Raw genomic sequence first — 18020 nt, 5'->3', positions numbered from 1 at the left:
AAACAACTCCATTTCCATTGAGCATTAAGCGGCATGCATTTTTTACTGTGGGAGCGAGCCTGCTCGCGATAGCGGTGTATCAGCCAACCTCTGATTCGACTGACCTGGCGCCATCGCGAGCAGGCTCGCTCCCACAGGGTTGGGCAGTGTGGCGTTCAGGAAAGCAAAAAATAATCCCGCCCTTCGACCTGTCCGCGACGCAGCGGGTTCCGCGTGCACCAGGGTGCGTAGGCCGCGTCGACGAAGCGGTAGAGCAGGTGTTCATCCCGTCCCAGTGGGATGCCCAGGCGGGTAGTCTGGATCACGTTGACTGTCGGCACGCCCACGTCTTCCACCAGCAAGCGTTCCGGGTCGAAGCGTTTGGCATCCCACTGCGGCACTTTCAGCCCCAGGGCCTTGCACAACAACGTCTGGCCGGCGCAAAGCTTTTGCGAGGGGCGCGGGCGGCCTTGGGCGTCGGGGTTGTTGAGCAGCATCTGCGCCAGGCTCGCCGGGCCGGAAACAGTATCGACCCACGGGTATGCCGATTTGATCAGCACCGCATTGCCGGGGCCATGGGCGCTGAAATTCAGCGAATCGCCACCCCGGGCGTAATACATATAGATGTGGCCGCCATCCAGAAACAAAGCCTTACGTTTTTCCGTGTAGCCCAGCGAAGCGTGGCTGCCCTTTTCAGCGAAGTAATAGGCTTCGGTTTCGATGATCCGCGCGCTGAGCCACAGGTCACCGACCTTGTGGCGAATGACTTTGCCCAGCAGGTCCCGGGCGAGCACCTGGGCATCGCGATCAAAAAAACCGTCGGGCAGGGCGTTTGGCAGTGGGGGTGAATCGGTCATGGCGTGAGACGAAGTGAGGCCAAAGGAAGCGCGATGATAGCAATGGAAAGCTTAATCGGCGCTGAACAGCGACTATTTGCGCAGGTTTTGCTCTTCCGCCGGTCACCACTGTGAGTCCACGCTGTTAGTCGAGGGTTACGACAGCTATAATCTGCCGCTTTCCCCTTTGCCAAGACCACACAGACCATGACTGAGTCCGTTCTTGACTACATGACCCGCCTGGGTCGCGCCGCTCGCCAGGCGTCGCGCATCATCGGCCGTGCCAGCACCGCGCAGAAAAACCGCGCCCTGCTGGCCGCCGCCAATGCGCTGGACGCCGCTCGCGCCGAGTTGTCCGCCGCCAATGAGCTGGACCTGGCCGCCGGCCGGGCCAACGGCCTCGAGCCGGCCATGCTCGAACGCCTGGCGCTGACCCCGGCACGCATCGACGGCATGATCGTCGGTCTGCGCCAGGTCGCGGCGCTGCCGGACCCGGTCGGGGCCATCCGGGACATGAGCTATCGGCCGTCGGGTATCCAGGTCGGCAAGATGCGCGTGCCCCTGGGCGTGGTCGGCATCATCTACGAGTCGCGGCCGAACGTGACCATCGATGCTGCGAGCCTGTGCCTGAAGTCGGGTAACGCGACCATCCTGCGCGGTGGTTCCGAGGCCATTCATTCCAACCGCGCGATTGCCGCCTGCATCCAGCGCGGTCTGGCCGAAGCCGATCTGCCGGCGGCCGTGGTGCAAGTGGTGGAAACCACCGACCGCGCCGCGGTCGGCGCACTGATCACCATGCCCGAGTTCGTCGACGTCATCGTGCCCCGTGGCGGCAAGGGCCTGATCGAACGGGTCAGCCGCGACGCCCGCGTGCCGGTGATCAAGCACCTGGACGGCATCTGCCACGTTTACGTCAGTGCCCACGCCGAGTTGCCCAAAGCCCAGCGCATTGCCTTCAACGCCAAGACTTACCGCTATGGTATCTGCGGCGCGATGGAAACCCTGCTGGTGGACCAGGCCGTTGCCCAGGACTTCCTGCCGGCGATGGCCGCCCAGTTCCGCGAAAAAGGCGTCGAGCTGCGCGGTTGCCAACGCACCCGGGCAATCATTGAGGCGGCCGAGGCCACCGAAGAAGACTGGAACACCGAGTACCTGGCGCCGATCCTGTCGATCCGCGTGGTCGACGGGCTGGACCAGGCCATCGAGCACATCAATCGCCATGGTTCCCACCACACCGACTCCATCGTCAGCGAACACCAGGGTGAAACCCGGCGTTTCGTGGCCGAAGTGGACTCGGCGTCGGTGATGATCAACACCCCGACCTGTTTCGCCGACGGCTTCGAATACGGATTGGGTGCCGAGATCGGCATTTCTACTGATAAGCTGCACGCCCGTGGCCCGGTGGGCCTCGAAGGCTTGACCTGCGAGAAGTACATCGTGGTCGGTGACGGCCAGTTGCGCGGACAGGAGCCGGTCTGACTTGGGCGACCTTGACCCGTCAGCCGCAGTGACGACGACAACTGCGCCCCAGCGCATCGGTATCCTGGGCGGCACGTTCGACCCAGTGCACATCGGCCATTTGCGCGGTGCGCTGGAAGTCGCCGATGCCCTGGCCCTCGATGAGCTACGCCTGACGCCCAGCGCCAGGCCGCCTCACCGGGATACGCCGCAGGTATCGGCCCAGGACCGTCTGGCGATGGTCGAGTGCGCGGTGGCCGGTGTGGCGCCGTTGGTGGTGGACGCCCGCGAATTGCTGCGGGACAAACCGTCCTACACCATTGATACCCTGGAGCTGATGCGCGCCGAACTGGCCGCCGATGCCCAGGTTTTTCTGCTTTTGGGCTGGGACGCATTTTGCGGCCTGCCCACTTGGCATCGCTGGGAAGAGTTGCTCCAGCATTGCCACATCCTGGTGTTGCAACGCCCGGATGCCGACAGCGAGCCGCCGGATGCCTTGCGCAACCTGCTGGCGGCACGTTCGGTGAGCGACCCGCTGGCCCTGAAAGGGCCGAGCGGACAGATTGCATTCGTCTGGCAGACGCCGCTCGCGGTATCCGCCACCCAGATCCGTCAACTGCTGGCCAGCGGTAAGTCGGTACGTTTCCTGGTGCCCGACGCGGTCCTGGCCTACATCGATGCGCACGGGCTGTACCGTGCGTCGAACTGAAAAAAGGGCGCGCTTCAAGGCACGTGAATGCGTGTAGCGAAGCGCCCGAACATACGAGCAAAACGAGTTTTATATGACTGACAAAGACGTAAACAAAGTAAAGCGCAAGGGCACATTCAAGAGCGCCCCGCTTCCCGTAGAAGCTCATACTGGCGTGGTACTGGCCGGCGAAGAGCTGGTCAAGGTTGCCGTGGCGGCCCTGGAAGATGTCAAGGCCCAGGACATCCAGGTGATCGACGTTCGCGAGAAGCAGAGCATCACGGACTACATGATCATCGCCACCGGTACCTCCAACCGCCAGATCGGCGCGATGCTGGATAAGGTTCGCGAAGCGGTCAAGGCCCAGGGCGTCAAGCCACTGGGTGAAGAAGGCAAGGGCGACAGCGACTGGGTGTTGCTGGATATGGACGACGTCATCGTGCACATGATGACCGCCTCGGCGCGCCAGTTCTATGACCTGGAGCGCCTGTGGGCCGGTGCCGAGCAAAGCCGTTCGGCCAGCGCCGCGCACCACAGCCCGGAAAATACCCATGAGCATTTCACCAAGCTCAACAAAGACCAGCAATAAGGGATCGCTGTGCGACTGCGCCTGATCGCCGTCGGTTCCCGCATGCCCAAGTGGGTGGAAGAAGGCTGGCATGAATATGCCAAGCGTCTTCCTTCCGAGCTGGCCCTGGAACTGGTGGAAATTCCGCTCAACACCCGCGGCAAGAACGCCGATGTGGCGCGCTTTATCCGTCAGGAAGGCGAAGCCATGTTGGCCAAGGTCGGGCCGAACGAGCGGATCGTCACGCTCGAAGTGCACGGCAAGCCCTGGAGCACCGAGCAACTGGCGGTCGAGCTCGATCGCTGGCGGCTGGACGCGCGCACGGTCAACTTCATGGTGGGTGGCCCGGAAGGGTTGGCACCGGAAGTCTGTGCCCGGGCCGATCAACGCTGGTCGTTGTCGCCTTTGACGTTGCCGCACCCGCTGGTGCGGATTCTGATCGGCGAACAGTTGTATCGTGCCTGGACAGTCCTGTCCGGGCACCCTTACCACAAGTAATCCTGCCCTCATGCCTCAGCCGATCCGCATCAAGGACCACGAAAAAGACGCCCGCCTGGTGCGTGGTCGCGTCGTGTTCGGTGCAATTGCGGTCGTGGCGCTGATTGGTGTGCTGATCGCGCGCCTGTATTTCCTCCAGGTGATTCAGTACGAGTACCACTCGACCCTGTCGGAAAACAATCGCGTGCATGTGCAGCCGATTCCGCCGACTCGCGGGTTGATTTTCGACCGCAACGGCGTGGTGGTGGCCGATAACCGGCCCAGCTTCAGCCTGAGCATGACCCGTGAGCGTTCCGGGGATTGGCAGAAGGTGCTCGACGTGATCGTCGAAGTGCTGCAGCTGACCCCCGAGGATCGGGCGATTTTCGAGAAGCGCATGCGCCAGGGCCGGCGCCCGTTCGAGCCGGTGCCGATCCTGTTCGAGCTGACCGAAGAGCAGATCGCCCTGATCGCTGTGAACCAGTTCCGCCTGCCGGGCGTTGAAGTGGTGGCGCAGTTGGTGCGTCACTACCCCCAAGGCGCGCACTTCGCCCATTCGGTGGGTTACATGGGGCGGATCAACGAAAAAGAGCTCAAGAACCTCGACCCGGTCAATTACAGCGGTACCCACCACATCGGCAAGACCGGCATCGAGCGCTTCTACGAGGCCGAACTGCACGGCCAGGTAGGCTACGAGGAAGTCGAGACCAATGCCCGTGGCCGCGTGTTGCGGGTGCTCAAGCGCACCGACCCGATCCCCGGCAAGGACATCGTCCTGAGCCTGGACATCAAATTGCAGGAAGCCGCCGAAGCGGCGTTGGGCGGCCGGCGCGGCGCTGTCGTGGCGCTGGACCCGAACACCGGCGAGGTCCTGGCGATGGTCAGCCAGCCGAGTTTCGACCCGAACCTGTTCGTCACTGGCATCAGTTTCAAGGCCTATGCCGAGTTGCGCGATTCCATCGATCGGCCACTGTTCAATCGCGTGCTGCGCGGCCTCTATCCGCCGGGTTCGACCATCAAGCCGGCGGTGGCCATTGCCGGGCTGGACGCGGGTGTGATCACCGCTTCCAGCCGGGTCTACGACCCCGGTTATTACCAACTGCCGAACTACGACCACAAGTACCGCAACTGGAATCGCTCCGGCGACGGGTACGTGGATCTGGAAACGGCGATCATGCGGTCCAACGACACCTACTTCTATGACCTGGCCCACAAGCTGGGGATCGACCGGCTGGCGTCCTACATGGGCAAGTTCGGTCTCGGTCAGAAAGTGTCCCTGGACATGTTCGAAGAGTCGCCGGGCCTGATGCCATCCCGCGAGTGGAAGCGGGCGACCCGCCGCCAGCCGTGGTTCCCGGGTGAGACGTTGATCCTGGGGATCGGCCAGGGCTACATGCAGGCGACGCCGCTGCAACTGGCCCAGGCCACAGCCCTGGTGGCGAGCAAAGGCAAGTGGTATCGCCCGCATCTGGCCAAGACCATCGAAGGCCAGAAGCCCGTGGACCCCAACCCGGTGCCGGACATCATCCTGCGTAATCCGTCGGACTGGCAGAAGGTCAATATCGGCATGCAGCAGGTGATGCACGGCGCCCGGGGCACCGCGCGCAAGGCTGCCATCGGCGCGCAATACCGGATTGCCGGCAAGAGTGGTACGGCCCAGGTGGTCGCGATCAAGCAGGGCGAAAAGTACGACCGTTCCAAGGTTCAGGAGCGCCACCGCGACCACGCCTTGTTCGTTGGTTTCGCACCGGCCGAAAACCCGAAGATCGTCGTGTCGGTCATGGTCGAGAACGGCGAGTCCGGCTCCGGCGTTGCCGCGCCGGTGGTGCGCCAGATCATGGACGCCTGGCTGCTGGATGAACACGGCCAGCTCAAGCCCGAATACGCAAGCCCCATCACTGCGGAGGCTACGGCCCGTGAAGAATAATTTCGACCGGATCCTCTCCAGCGAAGATGTGATGCGTCGTCGCGCCACTCTGTTGCAGCGCATGCACATCGACGGTCCGTTGTTGATCCTGTTGCTGACACTGGCCGCCGGCAGCCTGTTCGTGCTGTATTCGGCCAGCGGCAAGAATTGGGACCTGCTGGCCAAGCAGGCCACTTCATTCGGCATCGGCCTGGTATCGATGATCTTTATCGCCCAACTGGAGCCTCGGTTCATGGCGCGCTGGGTGCCACTGGCCTATGTGGGCGGCGTGGTCTTGTTGGTGATCGTGGACATCATGGGCCACAACGCCATGGGGGCGACACGCTGGATCAACATCCCCGGGGTGATCCGCTTCCAGCCTTCCGAGTTCCTGAAAATCATCATGCCGGCGACCATCGCCTGGTATCTGTCCAAGCGCACCTTGCCGCCACAGCTCAAGCATGTGGGCATCAGCCTGCTGCTGATTGGGGTCCCGTTTATCCTGATCGTGCGCCAGCCCGATCTCGGCACCTCGTTGCTGATCCTGGCCGGCGGCGCCTTCGTGCTGTTCATGGGCGGGTTGCGCTGGCGCTGGATCCTCAGCGTGATCGCTGCCGCCGTGCCGGTGTCCGTGGCCATGTGGTACTTCGTGATGCACGACTACCAGAAGCAGCGGGTCCTGACGTTCCTCGACCCGGAGAGCGATCCGCTGGGCACCGGCTGGAACATCATCCAGTCCAAGGCCGCCATCGGCTCCGGCGGTGTGTTCGGCAAAGGGTGGTTGCTGGGTACCCAGTCGCACCTGGACTTTCTGCCGGAAAGCCACACCGACTTCATCATCGCCGTGTTGGGCGAAGAGTTCGGTCTGGTGGGTATTTGCGTGCTGCTGCTGATCTACCTGTTGTTGATCGGCCGTGGCCTGGTGATTACCGCCCAGGCCCAGACATTGTTCGGCAAATTGCTCGCGGGCAGTCTGACCATGACGTTTTTTGTTTATGTTTTCGTCAATATCGGTATGGTCAGTGGCCTGTTGCCGGTCGTGGGGGTGCCGTTGCCATTCATTAGCTACGGAGGAACTTCGCTGGTGACGCTACTGTCAGCGTTTGGGGTTTTGATGTCGATCCATACCCATCGCAAGTGGATCGCGCAGGTTTGAATAAGGTGAAGAGTTCAATGCAAGCAATGCGTGGCTGGTCGACGCGATTTGCGCCGTGGGTCGGCCTGTTCGGCCTCCTGGGCGGTGCGTCGCACGCCCTGGCCGGCGAATATGAAGGCTCGCCGCAAGTGGCCGAATTCGTCGGTGAAATGACCCGCGACTACGGTTTTGCCGGTGAACAGCTGATGGGGGTGTTCCGCGAGGCCCAGCGCAAGCAGTCGATTCTTGACGCGATCTCCCGGCCCGCCGAGCGGGTCAAGCAGTGGAGCGAGTATCGGCCGATGTTCATCTCCGAGGCGCGCATCGCCCGGGGCGTGGACTTCTGGCGCCAGCACGAGGCCGTGCTGGCTCGCGCCGAGCAGGAGTATGGCGTGCCGGCTCAGGTCATCGTGTCTATTATTGGTGTCGAGACGTTTTTTGGTCGTAATACCGGGAATTTCCGGGTGGTCGATGCGCTGTCGACCCTGGGCTTCGATTATCCGCCGCGCGCCGAGTTCTTCCGCAAGGAGCTGCGCGAGTTCCTGCTGCTGGCTCGTGAGGAACAGGTCGATCCGTTGACCCTCAAGGGCTCCTATGCCGGAGCCATGGGCTTGCCGCAGTTCATGCCCAGCAGTTTCCGCGCCTATGCGGTGGACTTCGACGGCGATGGCCACATCAATATCTGGACCAACCCGACCGATGCTATCGGCAGTGTTGCCAGCTACTTCAAGCGCCACGGCTGGGAGCCTGGCGAGCCGGTGGTCAGCCGTGCAGACGTGCGTGGCGACCAGGTAGACGAAGGCCTGACCACAGGCATCGAGCCGACGAAGACCGTCGGGGAGTTGCGGGCGCTGGGGTGGTCGAGTCATGATGCGCTGCGTGACGACATGCCAGTCACCGCGATTCGCCTGGAAGGCGAACAAGGCCCTGAGTACTGGATGGGCCTGAAGAATTTCTACGCGATTACGCGTTATAACCGCAGTGTGATGTACGCCATGGCCGTGCATCAGCTGTCTGAAGAGCTGGTCAAAGCACGGGGCGTCAAATAATGCAGGCATTGCCTACCTATCAACCCCTGAAAGCCGGACCCCTGAAGCTGGTAGCGCTGGCTGCACTGTCGTTGCTGGTCGTCAGTTGCTCCACCAGTCGCCCGCCGGCCCAGAAAACCTCTACTGCTGTGCGCGCTACGCCAGGCCTGGACATCAACCGGGCCCACAAGGACGGCGCGCCGTGGTGGGACGTGGATGTTTCGCGCATTCCCGACGCCACGCCAACCCTGCACACCGGCCCGTACAAGGCCAATCCGTACACGGTGCTGGGCAAGACGTATTTCCCGATGGCCGAATCCAAGCGTTACGTCGCTTCGGGCACGGCGTCCTGGTATGGCACCAAGTTCCACGGCCAGAACACCGCCAATGGCGAGGTTTATGACCTGTATGGCATGAGCGCGGCCCACAAGACCTTGCCGCTGCCCAGTTATGTGCGGGTGACCAACCTGGACAACAACAAGGCCGTGATCCTGCGGGTCAATGACCGCGGGCCGTTCTATTCCGACCGCATCATCGACCTGTCGTATGCGGCGGCGAAAAAACTCGGTTACGCTGAAACCGGCACCGCGCGGGTCAAGGTCGAAGGCATCGATCCGCAGGAATGGTGGGCCCAACGAGGCCGTCCGGCGCCTTTGATGCTCAACGAGCCAAAAGTGGCGCAAAATGCCGCGCCGACCGTGACGGCTTCCACCGGTACGGTCGAGCAATGGTCCCCGCCGCCGCAGCAACATGCCGCCGCCGTGGTGCCCGTGCCGCTCGACGCAAAAAAAAACGCTTCTGCAACAGCGTCTGGCCAGTATCTGCAAGTCGGCGCGTTCGCCAACCCGGACGCTGCCGAACTGTTGAGATCCAAGCTCAGCTCGATGGTCAGCGCGCCGGTGTTCATCAGCTCCATCGTGCGCAACCAGCAGACGCTGCATCGGGTGCGCCTGGGGCCGATCGGTTCTCCGGATGAAGTCCAGCAGGTGCAGAACAGTGTACGCCTGGCCAATCTCGGTTCGCCGAGCGTGGTCAGCGCGGAATGATTTGATTGAAGGTCCGCTAGCGGTTGGAGCGGGCCAGGTTGTTGGCTCTACGAATAACAAAAGCCCGGCAAGGGATGTGAGTGAGCAACTTAAATACGCGGCGACCCGTTAGAAGGTGGCCTGTTTAGTATTGCCCTTCGGGCAGTTTCCATTAGCGATTTCGAGAGACGGATGAACATCACCACCTTTGCCAAACGCCTTTGCCTGCTAGTCCCGCTGCTGCTCTCACCTGCCGCGTTCGCGGTCGAGATGATGCCTGCGCCCCCTCAACTGGCCGCCAAATCCTTTGTGCTCATGGATGCCAGCAGCGGCGAGGTGCTGGTGGAGAACAATGGTGACCAGCGCCTGCCACCGGCCAGCCTGACCAAACTGATGACCGCCTACATCGCCACCTTGGAAATCCGTCGTGGCCAGATCGGTGAAAACGATCCGGTGACCGTCAGCGAAAATGCCTGGCGCACCGGCGGTTCGCGGATGTTCATCAAGGTCGGTTCGCAAGTGACCGTCAGCGACCTGCTGCACGGCATCATCATCCAGTCCGGCAACGACGCCAGCGTCGCCCTGGCCGAGCACATCGCCGGCAGCGAAGATGCGTTCGCCGACATGATGAACAAGACTGCCAGCGACCTGGGTCTGACCAACAGCCACTTCATGAACCCGACCGGCTTGCCGAACCCGGAGCACTACTCTTCGGCTCACGACATGGCGATTCTGGCGCGAGCGATCATTCACGAAGACCCGGCGCACTACGCCATCTACTCCCAGAAGGAATTCTTCTGGAACAACATCAAGCAGCCTAACCGCAACCTGCTGTTGTGGCGCGACAAGACCGTCGATGGCCTGAAGACCGGCCACACCGAAGAAGCCGGCTATTGCATGGTGTCTTCGGCCGTTCGTGACGGCATGCGCCTGATCGCCGTCGTTTTCGGCACCAACAGCGAAGTGTCCCGTGCCGCTGAAACCCAGAAGCTTCTGACCTACGGTTTCCGCTTCTTCGAAACCCAGACCTTCTACCAGAAGGGCACTGAACTGGCCCAGGCCCAGGTGTGGAAAGGCACCACCAATCAGGTGAAGGCCGGCCTGGCCCAGGACCTGACCATGACCCTGCCAAAAGGCCAGCTCAAAAAGCTGGTCGCGACCATGACCATGAATCCGCAAATGATCGCGCCAATCGCCAAGGGCGACGTGATCGGCAAGGTGGAAGTCAAGCTGGACGACAAAGTGGTGCACAGCGCTGACCTGATCGCTCTGGACGCGGTCGAGGAAGGTGGTATCTTCCGCCGCATCTGGGATAGCATCCGTCTATTCTTCTACGGCTTGTTCAACTGATTGAAGTGTTGACCTGCATGGCCCCGTTCCTTTCCGGTGCGGGGCCATGTGCGTTACCACGGCTTACGAGGCCGTTACGCCATGACAGACTCAGAAGTAAAGGCGCCAAAGATCGAGTTCCCTTGCGAGGATTATCCGATCAAGGTAATTGGCGACACCGGTGTGGGATTCAAGGACAAGATCATCGCGATTCTTGAAAAGCACGCCACCGTTGATCACAAGACCCTGGCCGAACGCCAGAGTACCAACGGCAAGTACACGACGATTCAGTTGCACATCATTGCCACCGGTCAGGAACAGCTGTACGACATCAACAGCGAGTTGCGAGCGACCGGGTTCGTGCACATGGTGTTGTGATGCCGGGCACGCTGGGCTTTCGCGAGCTGGGCCAGATGGCTTACGAGCCGGTCTGGCATGCCATGCAACGCTTCACCAACGACCGCGGCACCACCGCCGGTGACGAAGTCTGGCTGGTGCAACACCCGCCGGTGTTCACCCAGGGCCAGGCCGGCAAAGCCGAACACCTGTTGCTGCCGGGGAATATCCCGGTGGTGAAGACCGACCGCGGTGGCCAGGTGACCTACCATGGCCCCGGTCAATTGGTGGCCTATCTGTTGCTGGACGTACGCAAGCTGGGGTTCGGCGTACGCGAGCTGGTCACCCGCATGGAGACCTGCCTGATCGAACTGCTGGCCAGCTACGGCGTGACAGCAGCGGCCAAGCCGGATGCTCCGGGTGTCTACGTCGACGGGGCGAAAATTGCCTCTCTGGGTTTGCGCATCCGCCACGGTTGTTCGTTTCATGGCCTGGCGTTGAACGTGGACATGGACATGGAGCCGTTTCGACGGATTAATCCCTGTGGCTATGCGGGGCTGGCGATGACCCAGCTGTGCGATCACACAGGATCGATTGAATTTGCCGAGGTAAGTGCCCGGCTGCGCGCGCAGCTCGTCAAACACCTCGACTACGCTGAGCAGACGACCCTCACGGGCGGAATCGACTGATATGACTACTGATGCTGTGCAAACCATGATCCCGACGCTGGATGTTACCGAGCGTCCGGCCCCGCGTGCCAAGGTCGAGGCCGGCGTAAAGCTGCGCGGCGCCGAGAAAGTTGCACGCATCCCGGTCAAGATCATCCCAACCACCGAACTGCCGAAGAAACCCGACTGGATCCGCGTGCGCATCCCGGTTTCGCCGGAAGTCGACCGCATCAAGGCGCTGCTGCGCAAACACAAACTGCACAGCGTCTGTGAAGAAGCGTCCTGCCCGAACCTGGGGGAATGCTTCTCCGGCGGCACCGCTACGTTCATGATCATGGGCGACATCTGCACCCGTCGCTGCCCGTTCTGTGACGTCGGCCATGGTCGGCCGAAGCCATTGGACGTGAACGAACCCGAAAGCCTGGCCATCGCCATTGCCGACCTCAAACTCAAGTACGTGGTCATCACCTCGGTGGACCGCGACGATCTGCGTGACGGCGGTGCCCAGCACTTTGCCGATTGCATCCGCGAAATCCGCAAGCTGTCACCGAACGTGCAGCTTGAGACGTTGGTGCCGGACTATCGCGGTCGCATGGACATCGCACTGCAAATCACCGCCGCCGAGCCGCCGGATGTCTTCAACCACAACCTGGAAACCGTACCGCGCCTGTACAAGGCAGCGCGTCCGGGTTCGGACTACCAGTGGTCGCTGACCTTGCTGCAACGCTTCAAGCAGATGATGCCGCACATTCCGACCAAATCCGGCTTGATGCTGGGTCTGGGGGAAACTGACGAAGAAGTCATCGAGGTCATGAAGCGCATGCGTGAGCATGACATCGACATGCTGACCCTGGGTCAGTATCTGCAGCCTTCGCGTAGTCACCTGCCGGTGCAGCGTTTTGTGCACCCGGATACCTTTGCCTGGTTTGCTGAGGAAGGGTACAAGATGGGCTTCAAGAACGTTGCTTCCGGGCCGTTGGTGCGGTCTTCGTATCATGCGGATGAGCAGGCGAAGTTGGTTAAGGCTGAGTTGCTCGGGTCTTGATTTTCTAGGGTTGTTTTTTGGGGCGGTGTGTATATCCGTTGCTGCGGTAACGGCTACTTATGGTTCCGCCCTTACGGCGGGTCACTTTTGAAAATCCGGAAGCCGGCCCAGGCAAAAGTAACCAAAACGCTCTTGCCCCACCACTCGGTGCCTCGCCTAGGCTCGGCATGCCTTCACTCCGGCATTGGTTCGTGGGCCCGCCGCGAAGGGCCATCCATGGCCCAGCGCGGGTAACCCGGCATCCATGCCGGGTTACCCACGAACCAATGCCTGCGTTCAGCCAGCGTGGTTAACGGGGCGCCCCAGATCAACGTCCACCGCGAGGCGGCCTGACAGCCGGCCTGGTTTGGGGGTATCGCGTTTCCCCTGTGGGAGCGGGTTTGCTCGCGAAAGCGGTGGTTCAGATACATGGATGCTGGCTTTGCTGGCCTCATCGCGAGCAGGCTCGCTCCCACAGGGGGGCTGGGGGTTATATGAGCGTTGTGGCTGCTGAAGATCAAGTGTGGGAGCGAGCTTGCTCGCGATAGCGGTGGCTCAGCCACATAGATGCTGGACATGCCCAGCTCTTGCTTTGCTTTGCTTTGGATCTTGATCTTGATCTGGACGCCCCGTTAAACCACGCTGGCCGAACGCAGGTATTGCGCAGTGGGCATCCCGGCATGGATGCCGGGATAGCCGCGCTGGGCCATGGATGGCCCTTCGCGGCGGGCCCACGGAGCAATGCCTTCGTTCGGGCACACCGAGCCTAAGCGAGGTGCCGAGTGGTGGGGCAAAGCGTTTTTGGTTACTTTTGGCGCTCTTCCAAAAGTGACCCGCTGTAAGAGCGGAACCGCCAGCCGCCGTTACGCAAAAAACGGATATACACCCATAAGCATGCCTAAAAACCGGGAGACTCATGGAACCCACTCACACCCTAAATCCACATCACCCCGTCCCAGCACTCCCGACCGAAGGCCTGATCGCCGTGATCGCCCCCGCCGGTCCAGCAAACCTGGAAACGGACAAAGCCATCCAATGGATGCGCGCCCGGGGCCATGAGCTGCGTATATTCCCAGGTGTGTACGAAAAGGACGGCTACCTGGCCGGCAGCGACGAAGTACGCCTCAACGACCTGCATGCCGCCTTCGCCGACCCAGAAGTAAAAGCGATCATTTGCCTGCGCGGCGGCTACGGCACCCCGCGTTTGCTGGATCGCATCGATTTCGACCTGTTGCGGCGCAACGCCAAGCCCTTCGTCGGCTACAGCGACATCACCGCCTTGCACCTGGCCATCAGCCGCTATGCAGGGTTTGTCACCTTTCATGGCCCGTTGCTAAACGCCGATCTTCTCGGCGACAAGGAACCCTCCACCGTCACTTCTTTTTTCAGCCTGTTGCGTGGGCAGTTGAAGGCCGGCAGTGTGCTGAGCCATCCCGCAGCTTATCCATTGACTACCGTCGCACCCGGCATCGCCTGCGGGCGTTTGCTGGGGGGCAATCTGTCGATGATTGCCGCGACCATGGGCACGCCCTACGAAATCGACGCCGAAGGCGTGATCCTGTTGGTGGAAGACATCAACGAGCCGCTTTACCGCATCGACCGTCTGCTGACCCAGTTACGACTGGCTGGCACGCTGGCAAAGCTGCGGGGTGTGTTGCTGGGGGATGTCGCCGGGGTGGACCTTGAGGCGTTGAACAAGCTGTTCCAGCAGACCTTCGAGCCGTTTGGCATCCCGGTGTTGTCCGGTTGGCGCAGTGGGCATTGCGATCCGAACCTGACGTTGCCCATGGGCGCGTTGGTGACGCTGGATGCGGGGGAGAAGAGGTTGGTGCTGGAGCAGGATGTGGTGGTCAGGGGTTAGATTTTTGTTGCCTGATGGTCAGTCATCGCGAGCAAGCTCGCTCCCACATTGGCCCCGCGTTTCTCTGAAAGAACGCGGTCAACTGTGGGAGCGAGCTTGCTCGCGATGGCGGTAGCCGCCATAAGGCAAATCAGCGGTTACGCAACCCTTCCAGCAGCTTGTGCGTCGGATACCCATCCGCGGGCCAGCCGAACGACTGCTGGGCGCTGCGTATGGCCTTGCGGGTGTTGGCGCCGATGATGCCGTCGGGCGTGCCTGCGTCGAAGTTGTGTTTGCCCAGCAAGGTTTGCAGTTCAAAGCGTTCGCTACGGCTCAAGGGCAGATCGTCCTTGGGCCATTGCCCGCTGATCAGCCCCGCGCCGGCGAAGCGTTCTGACAGCAAACTCACCGCCAGGGCGTACGACGAGGAATTGTTGTACTTGAGGATGGCGCGGAAGTTATCGAGCACCAGGAAGGCCGGCCCGCGATAGCCGGCCGGCAGCAGCAGGGCTGCCGACAAGTGTTCGGCGCCGGCTGGGACCTGGCTGCCGTTGGGCAGGCTGACGCCCAGTTGCAGCCATTCGGAGACGGGTTTGCGGATCGCGCCATCGGCCAGCGGGTAGTCGAACCCTTCTCTGAGTCGTACCTCGAAGCCCCACGGCTGTCCGCGCTGCCAGCCAGAGCTTTGCAGGTAGTGTGCGGTCGAGGCCAGGGCGTCGGTGGCGCTGCCCCAGATATCGCGGCGGCCGTCACCATCGAAATCCACCGCGTGGGTGTTGTACGTGGTGGGAATGAACTGGGTCTGGCCCATGGCTCCGGCCCAGGAGCCGAGCATTTTTTCCGGAGCGATGTCGCCGTCTTGCAGGATCTGCAGTGCGGCGATCAGCTGCGCATGGGCAAACCCCGGGCGCCGCCCTTCATAGGCCAGGGTCGCCAGGGAGTTGATCACCGACTTGGTGCCCTGGAACTGACCGAAGTTGCTTTCCATGCCCCACACCGCAACCAAGGCCTGGCGGTCGACGCCATAGCGCTGCTCGATGCTTTGCAGGATGTCGGCATGCTGTTGGACCAGTGTCTGGCCCCGGCGTACTCGCAGCGGCGACAGCGCTCCATCGAGGTATTCCCACACCGGACGGCTGAATTCCGGCTGGCTGCGGTCGGCTTTGATGACGCTCATGTCCGGGCTGACGCCGATAAAGGCGCGATCAAACAGGTCGGCACGGATTCCCGCGGCCAGGGCTTGCTTGCGAAAACCGGCTTGCCATTCGGCGAAAGTTTGCGTGGGGGCGATGACCAGGTTGTCACCGGTCGGGACCACGGGCGGCACGATGGCTGGAGCAGGCACGGCAGGGACGGTCTTGAGCGGTTGGGCGTCGGCGGCGGTAGGTTTTTCTGCGCAGGCGACAAGCAGAACGACGCTTGTGGCTGCAATCAATTGGCGCAGGGGCCAACGACGGGAAAGACAAAAGGGCATGCACGGGTCCAGATAAACAAATCAGATGCTGACCTTATCATGCGCAAAGGAGAATAGGGCTGGTCCGGGTGTTTCAAGCCGCCACAAAGCAAGAAGCCTCCCAGTTGTCAGACTGGAAGGCTTCGCGGCGGTAGCTGCCTTTGCCCTTGGCGGGTCGTTCCTGGCGGCTGCGGAACAGGGGCTGGGCGATGATGGATTTGGCCTTGTTGGGGCCATGCTTGGATGGCTTTTTGCTCATGAGGGGGTCTCTCGTGGGGTGGTTTTGTGGAGCAAATCATGCGGCAGAGTTGGGGGGCTGTCCAGTCCCTGCTTTGCGTAGGAAATTTCAAGGATGGCGAGGGGAATTGTGGCTGGAGAGCTTTTGTGGCGAGGGAGCTTGCTCCCGCTGGGCTGCGCAGCAGCCCCAAAAAACAGGGCCGCTACGCGCCCCAGCGGGAGCAAGCTCCCTCGCCACAAAAGCATCTTTGCCACAGAAAACATCCTCCCCACAAAAAGCTCTGTGGGTCGGGAGAAATGGCTTACTCGGCAGGTAAGGCCAACCGCTGCCCAGCCATCAAAAGCGACAAGCGGCTCAGGCTCATCCATGGCGACCCCGCCGCCTGACCTTTGATCTGCGCATCGATGCGCTGGGCTTCGAGCAGCAGTTGTGCCCAGCGCGGTGCCGAGTAGCGTTGCAGGGCCTTGCTCATCAGCGGCTTGCGTTTGTCCCACACCGGTGGCCTGGCTTGGCTGAAGGCCTTGTCCAGTGGTACGCCCTGGCTGTATTGCAGCGACAGGTTGGCCAGCAGGCGCAGCTCCCGGGCAAGGGCCCAGAGGATCACCGGAGGCTCGACGCCTTCGCCCCGCAAGCCCTCGAGCATGCGCAGGGCGTGGGCGGCTTCACCGTTGAGGATCGCATCGGTCAGCCCGAACACATCGAAACGCGCACTGTCGGCCACGGCGGCCTGTACCGTTTCCACGGTGATCTGCCCGCCCTCGGCCATCAGCTTGAGCTTTTCGATTTCCTGAGCGGCGGCCAGCAGGTTGCCTTCGACCCGGGCGGCGATCAGTTCCACCGCATCCTGGCTGGCCGACAGGCCGGCCTGGGACAGGCGCTGGCGGATCCAGCTGGGCAACTGGCTGACGTCCACCGGCCAGATCTGTACGAACTGGGTCTGCTGACCTTCAACCAGGGCCTTGCCCCATTTGGTTTTTTGCGCGCTGCCGTCGAGTTTTGGCAGGCTGATGAGCAACACCGTGTCTTCAGCCGGCCGTGAGCAATATTCGATCAGCGCAGCGGCGCCCTTGTCACCGGGTTTGCCGGATGGCAAGCGCAGCTCCAGCAGGCGTTTTTCCGCGAACAGCGACATGCTCGCCCCAGCCTGCAACAGCGTGCCCCAGTCGAAACTGGCGTCGGCGGCGAACACCTGGCGTTCGTCGAAGCCTTGCTGACGGGCGGCAGAGCGAATGGCGTCGGCGGCTTCCTGGCACAGCAGCGGATCATCGCCACTGATGATGTAGACCGGCGCGAGGGCGCCTTGCAGGTGTTTGCCGAGTTGGGCGGGAGCGAGCTTCATAAGAGAAGGCGAGCGGGGCGCCGGAGCGCCCCGCAAGGCTTATTCAGACGGGATTTGCATCGGCGACTGTTGCGGGGTTTCCGCTTCAGCCTTGCGTGCCGCTTCCAGTGCGTCGGCTTCTGCCTTGGCGCGGGCGTCGGCGGTCTGCTGCAACTGGTCCAGTTGGGCTGGGCTCAGTTGTTGCAGGCGCAGCATCATGCGTTGCACGAGGTCACGACGCATTTCGACACGCACTTCGCTCGACTCCTGGTCGGAACCGGTGATGTTGTTGCCATCGTGCAGGTAGACCTTCTGCACTTGCAGTTTGTCGTCCAGCAGCACCAGGTTGTTCTGGCCGCGGATCTCATAGCTCAGGACGTTGTTGAGTTCGTACTCGGCCGAGCGACCGGCACCGGCGTAACTCAGGCTGCGCTGGCTTTGCTGTTCACTGGTCAGCACCAGTTTGTACGGCGCGCCGTTGTAGACCTTCACGCCGCTGTTTTCCAGTGAGTCGCGCAGCATCTTCACGGTCTCGCCATAAGCGTCCCGGGCGCTGAGGTCCAGCTCCGTGATAGCCAGCTCGGTGGTGCCGGTGCCGCGCAGCTGGAAGCCGCAGGCGCTCAACAGGACCGCCAGGCCCATTACCAGCAGATTACGTTTGATCATCTTGTTGCTCCCCTTGAAACCCTATGGCTCGACAGTGCGGCCCCGCAG

18 protein-coding genes are annotated in these 18020 nt (G+C 61.9%); 13 read left to right on the top strand and 5 right to left on the bottom strand.

The window, feature by feature from the left end; all coding sequences use genetic code 11:
• Nucleotides 1–155: 155 nt before the first annotated feature.
• Nucleotides 156–836: a DNA-3-methyladenine glycosylase gene (locus MKS85_RS19600; protein ID WP_047229487.1), complete on the bottom strand. Its 681-nt coding sequence runs from the start codon at nt 834–836 to the stop codon at nt 156–158.
• 186 nt (nt 837–1022) lie between these two features.
• On the opposite strand from MKS85_RS19600, the gene MKS85_RS19595 reads away from it, so the two are divergent.
• From MKS85_RS19595 to MKS85_RS19535, 13 genes are all read left to right on the top strand, one after another.
• Nucleotides 1023–2294, top strand: coding sequence for a glutamate-5-semialdehyde dehydrogenase (locus MKS85_RS19595; RefSeq protein ID WP_047229488.1), 1272 nt, complete (start codon nt 1023–1025; stop codon nt 2292–2294).
• 1 nt (nt 2295) lies between these two features.
• Nucleotides 2296–2982: a nicotinate-nucleotide adenylyltransferase gene (nadD, locus tag MKS85_RS19590; RefSeq protein ID WP_047229489.1), complete on the top strand. Its 687-nt coding sequence runs from the start codon at nt 2296–2298 to the stop codon at nt 2980–2982.
• A 73-nt stretch (nt 2983–3055) separates the two neighbouring features.
• Nucleotides 3056–3550, top strand: coding sequence for a ribosome silencing factor (gene rsfS / locus MKS85_RS19585; RefSeq protein ID WP_014340379.1), 495 nt, complete (start codon nt 3056–3058; stop codon nt 3548–3550).
• A 9-nt stretch (nt 3551–3559) separates the two neighbouring features.
• On the top strand, nt 3560–4027 hold the full coding sequence (rlmH, locus tag MKS85_RS19580; RefSeq protein ID WP_047229490.1) for a 23S rRNA (pseudouridine(1915)-N(3))-methyltransferase RlmH: 468 nt from the start codon (nt 3560–3562) through the stop codon (nt 4025–4027).
• Between the two features lie 10 nt (nt 4028–4037).
• Entirely contained in the window at nt 4038–5933 is a 1896-nt protein-coding gene (mrdA, locus tag MKS85_RS19575; protein ID WP_047229491.1) for a penicillin-binding protein 2, read from the top strand.
• Between the two features lie 31 nt (nt 5934–5964).
• Complete coding sequence (gene rodA, locus MKS85_RS19570) at nt 5965–7068, top strand: rod shape-determining protein RodA (RefSeq protein ID WP_047229517.1); 1104 nt, start codon at nt 5965–5967, stop codon at nt 7066–7068.
• A gap of 17 nt (nt 7069–7085) precedes the next feature.
• Nucleotides 7086–8096 (top strand): lytic murein transglycosylase B, encoded by a 1011-nt coding sequence (gene mltB, locus MKS85_RS19565; protein ID WP_047229492.1) that lies wholly within the window; start codon nt 7086–7088, stop codon nt 8094–8096.
• Entirely contained in the window at nt 8096–9121 is a 1026-nt protein-coding gene (locus MKS85_RS19560; protein ID WP_107321816.1) for a septal ring lytic transglycosylase RlpA family protein, read from the top strand. The genes mltB and MKS85_RS19560 overlap by 1 nt, the downstream gene beginning before the upstream one ends.
• A gap of 171 nt (nt 9122–9292) precedes the next feature.
• Nucleotides 9293–10450, top strand: a complete 1158-nt coding sequence (locus MKS85_RS19555) for a D-alanyl-D-alanine carboxypeptidase family protein (protein WP_107321817.1) — start codon at nt 9293–9295, stop codon at nt 10448–10450.
• 81 nt (nt 10451–10531) lie between these two features.
• A complete protein-coding gene (locus MKS85_RS19550) occupies nt 10532–10807 on the top strand; it encodes a DUF493 domain-containing protein (RefSeq protein WP_047229495.1) in 276 nt (91 codons plus the stop codon).
• On the top strand, nt 10807–11454 hold the full coding sequence (gene lipB / locus MKS85_RS19545) for a lipoyl(octanoyl) transferase LipB (RefSeq protein WP_107321818.1): 648 nt from the start codon (nt 10807–10809) through the stop codon (nt 11452–11454). Before MKS85_RS19550 ends, lipB begins: the two co-directional genes overlap by 1 nt.
• 1 nt (nt 11455) lies before the next feature.
• Nucleotides 11456–12478, top strand: coding sequence for a lipoyl synthase (gene lipA / locus MKS85_RS19540; RefSeq protein WP_047229497.1), 1023 nt, complete (start codon nt 11456–11458; stop codon nt 12476–12478).
• Between the two features lie 895 nt (nt 12479–13373).
• Nucleotides 13374–14318, top strand: coding sequence for an LD-carboxypeptidase (locus MKS85_RS19535; protein WP_188251955.1), 945 nt, complete (start codon nt 13374–13376; stop codon nt 14316–14318).
• A 130-nt stretch (nt 14319–14448) separates the two neighbouring features.
• Here the strand turns inward: MKS85_RS19535 and MKS85_RS19530 are convergent, their stop codons facing one another.
• The 4 genes from MKS85_RS19530 to lptE form a co-directional block, all read right to left on the bottom strand.
• A complete protein-coding gene (locus MKS85_RS19530; protein ID WP_160893619.1) occupies nt 14449–15771 on the bottom strand; it encodes a lytic murein transglycosylase in 1323 nt (440 codons plus the stop codon).
• A 73-nt stretch (nt 15772–15844) separates the two neighbouring features.
• Nucleotides 15845–16009, bottom strand: coding sequence for an alternative ribosome rescue factor ArfA (gene arfA / locus MKS85_RS19525; RefSeq protein ID WP_047229500.1), 165 nt, complete (start codon nt 16007–16009; stop codon nt 15845–15847).
• A 280-nt stretch (nt 16010–16289) separates the two neighbouring features.
• Nucleotides 16290–17327 carry a DNA polymerase III subunit delta gene (gene holA / locus MKS85_RS19520; protein WP_139049085.1) on the bottom strand — a complete coding sequence of 346 codons (1038 nt, stop codon included), beginning with the start codon at nt 17325–17327 and terminating at the stop codon, nt 16290–16292.
• 39 nt (nt 17328–17366) lie between these two features.
• Nucleotides 17367–17972, bottom strand: a complete 606-nt coding sequence (lptE, locus tag MKS85_RS19515) for an LPS assembly lipoprotein LptE (protein ID WP_107321820.1) — start codon at nt 17970–17972, stop codon at nt 17367–17369.
• Nucleotides 17973–18020 lie beyond the last annotated feature (48 nt).

The sequence above is a fragment of the Pseudomonas sp. JL2 genome, from assembly GCF_031570495.1.
In the GTDB taxonomy this organism is placed as follows: Bacteria; Pseudomonadota; Gammaproteobacteria; order Pseudomonadales; family Pseudomonadaceae; genus Aquipseudomonas; species Aquipseudomonas rhizophila.
Note: the sequence above shows the minus strand (reverse complement) of the source record. Positions and strands in the feature narration are given on the sequence as shown.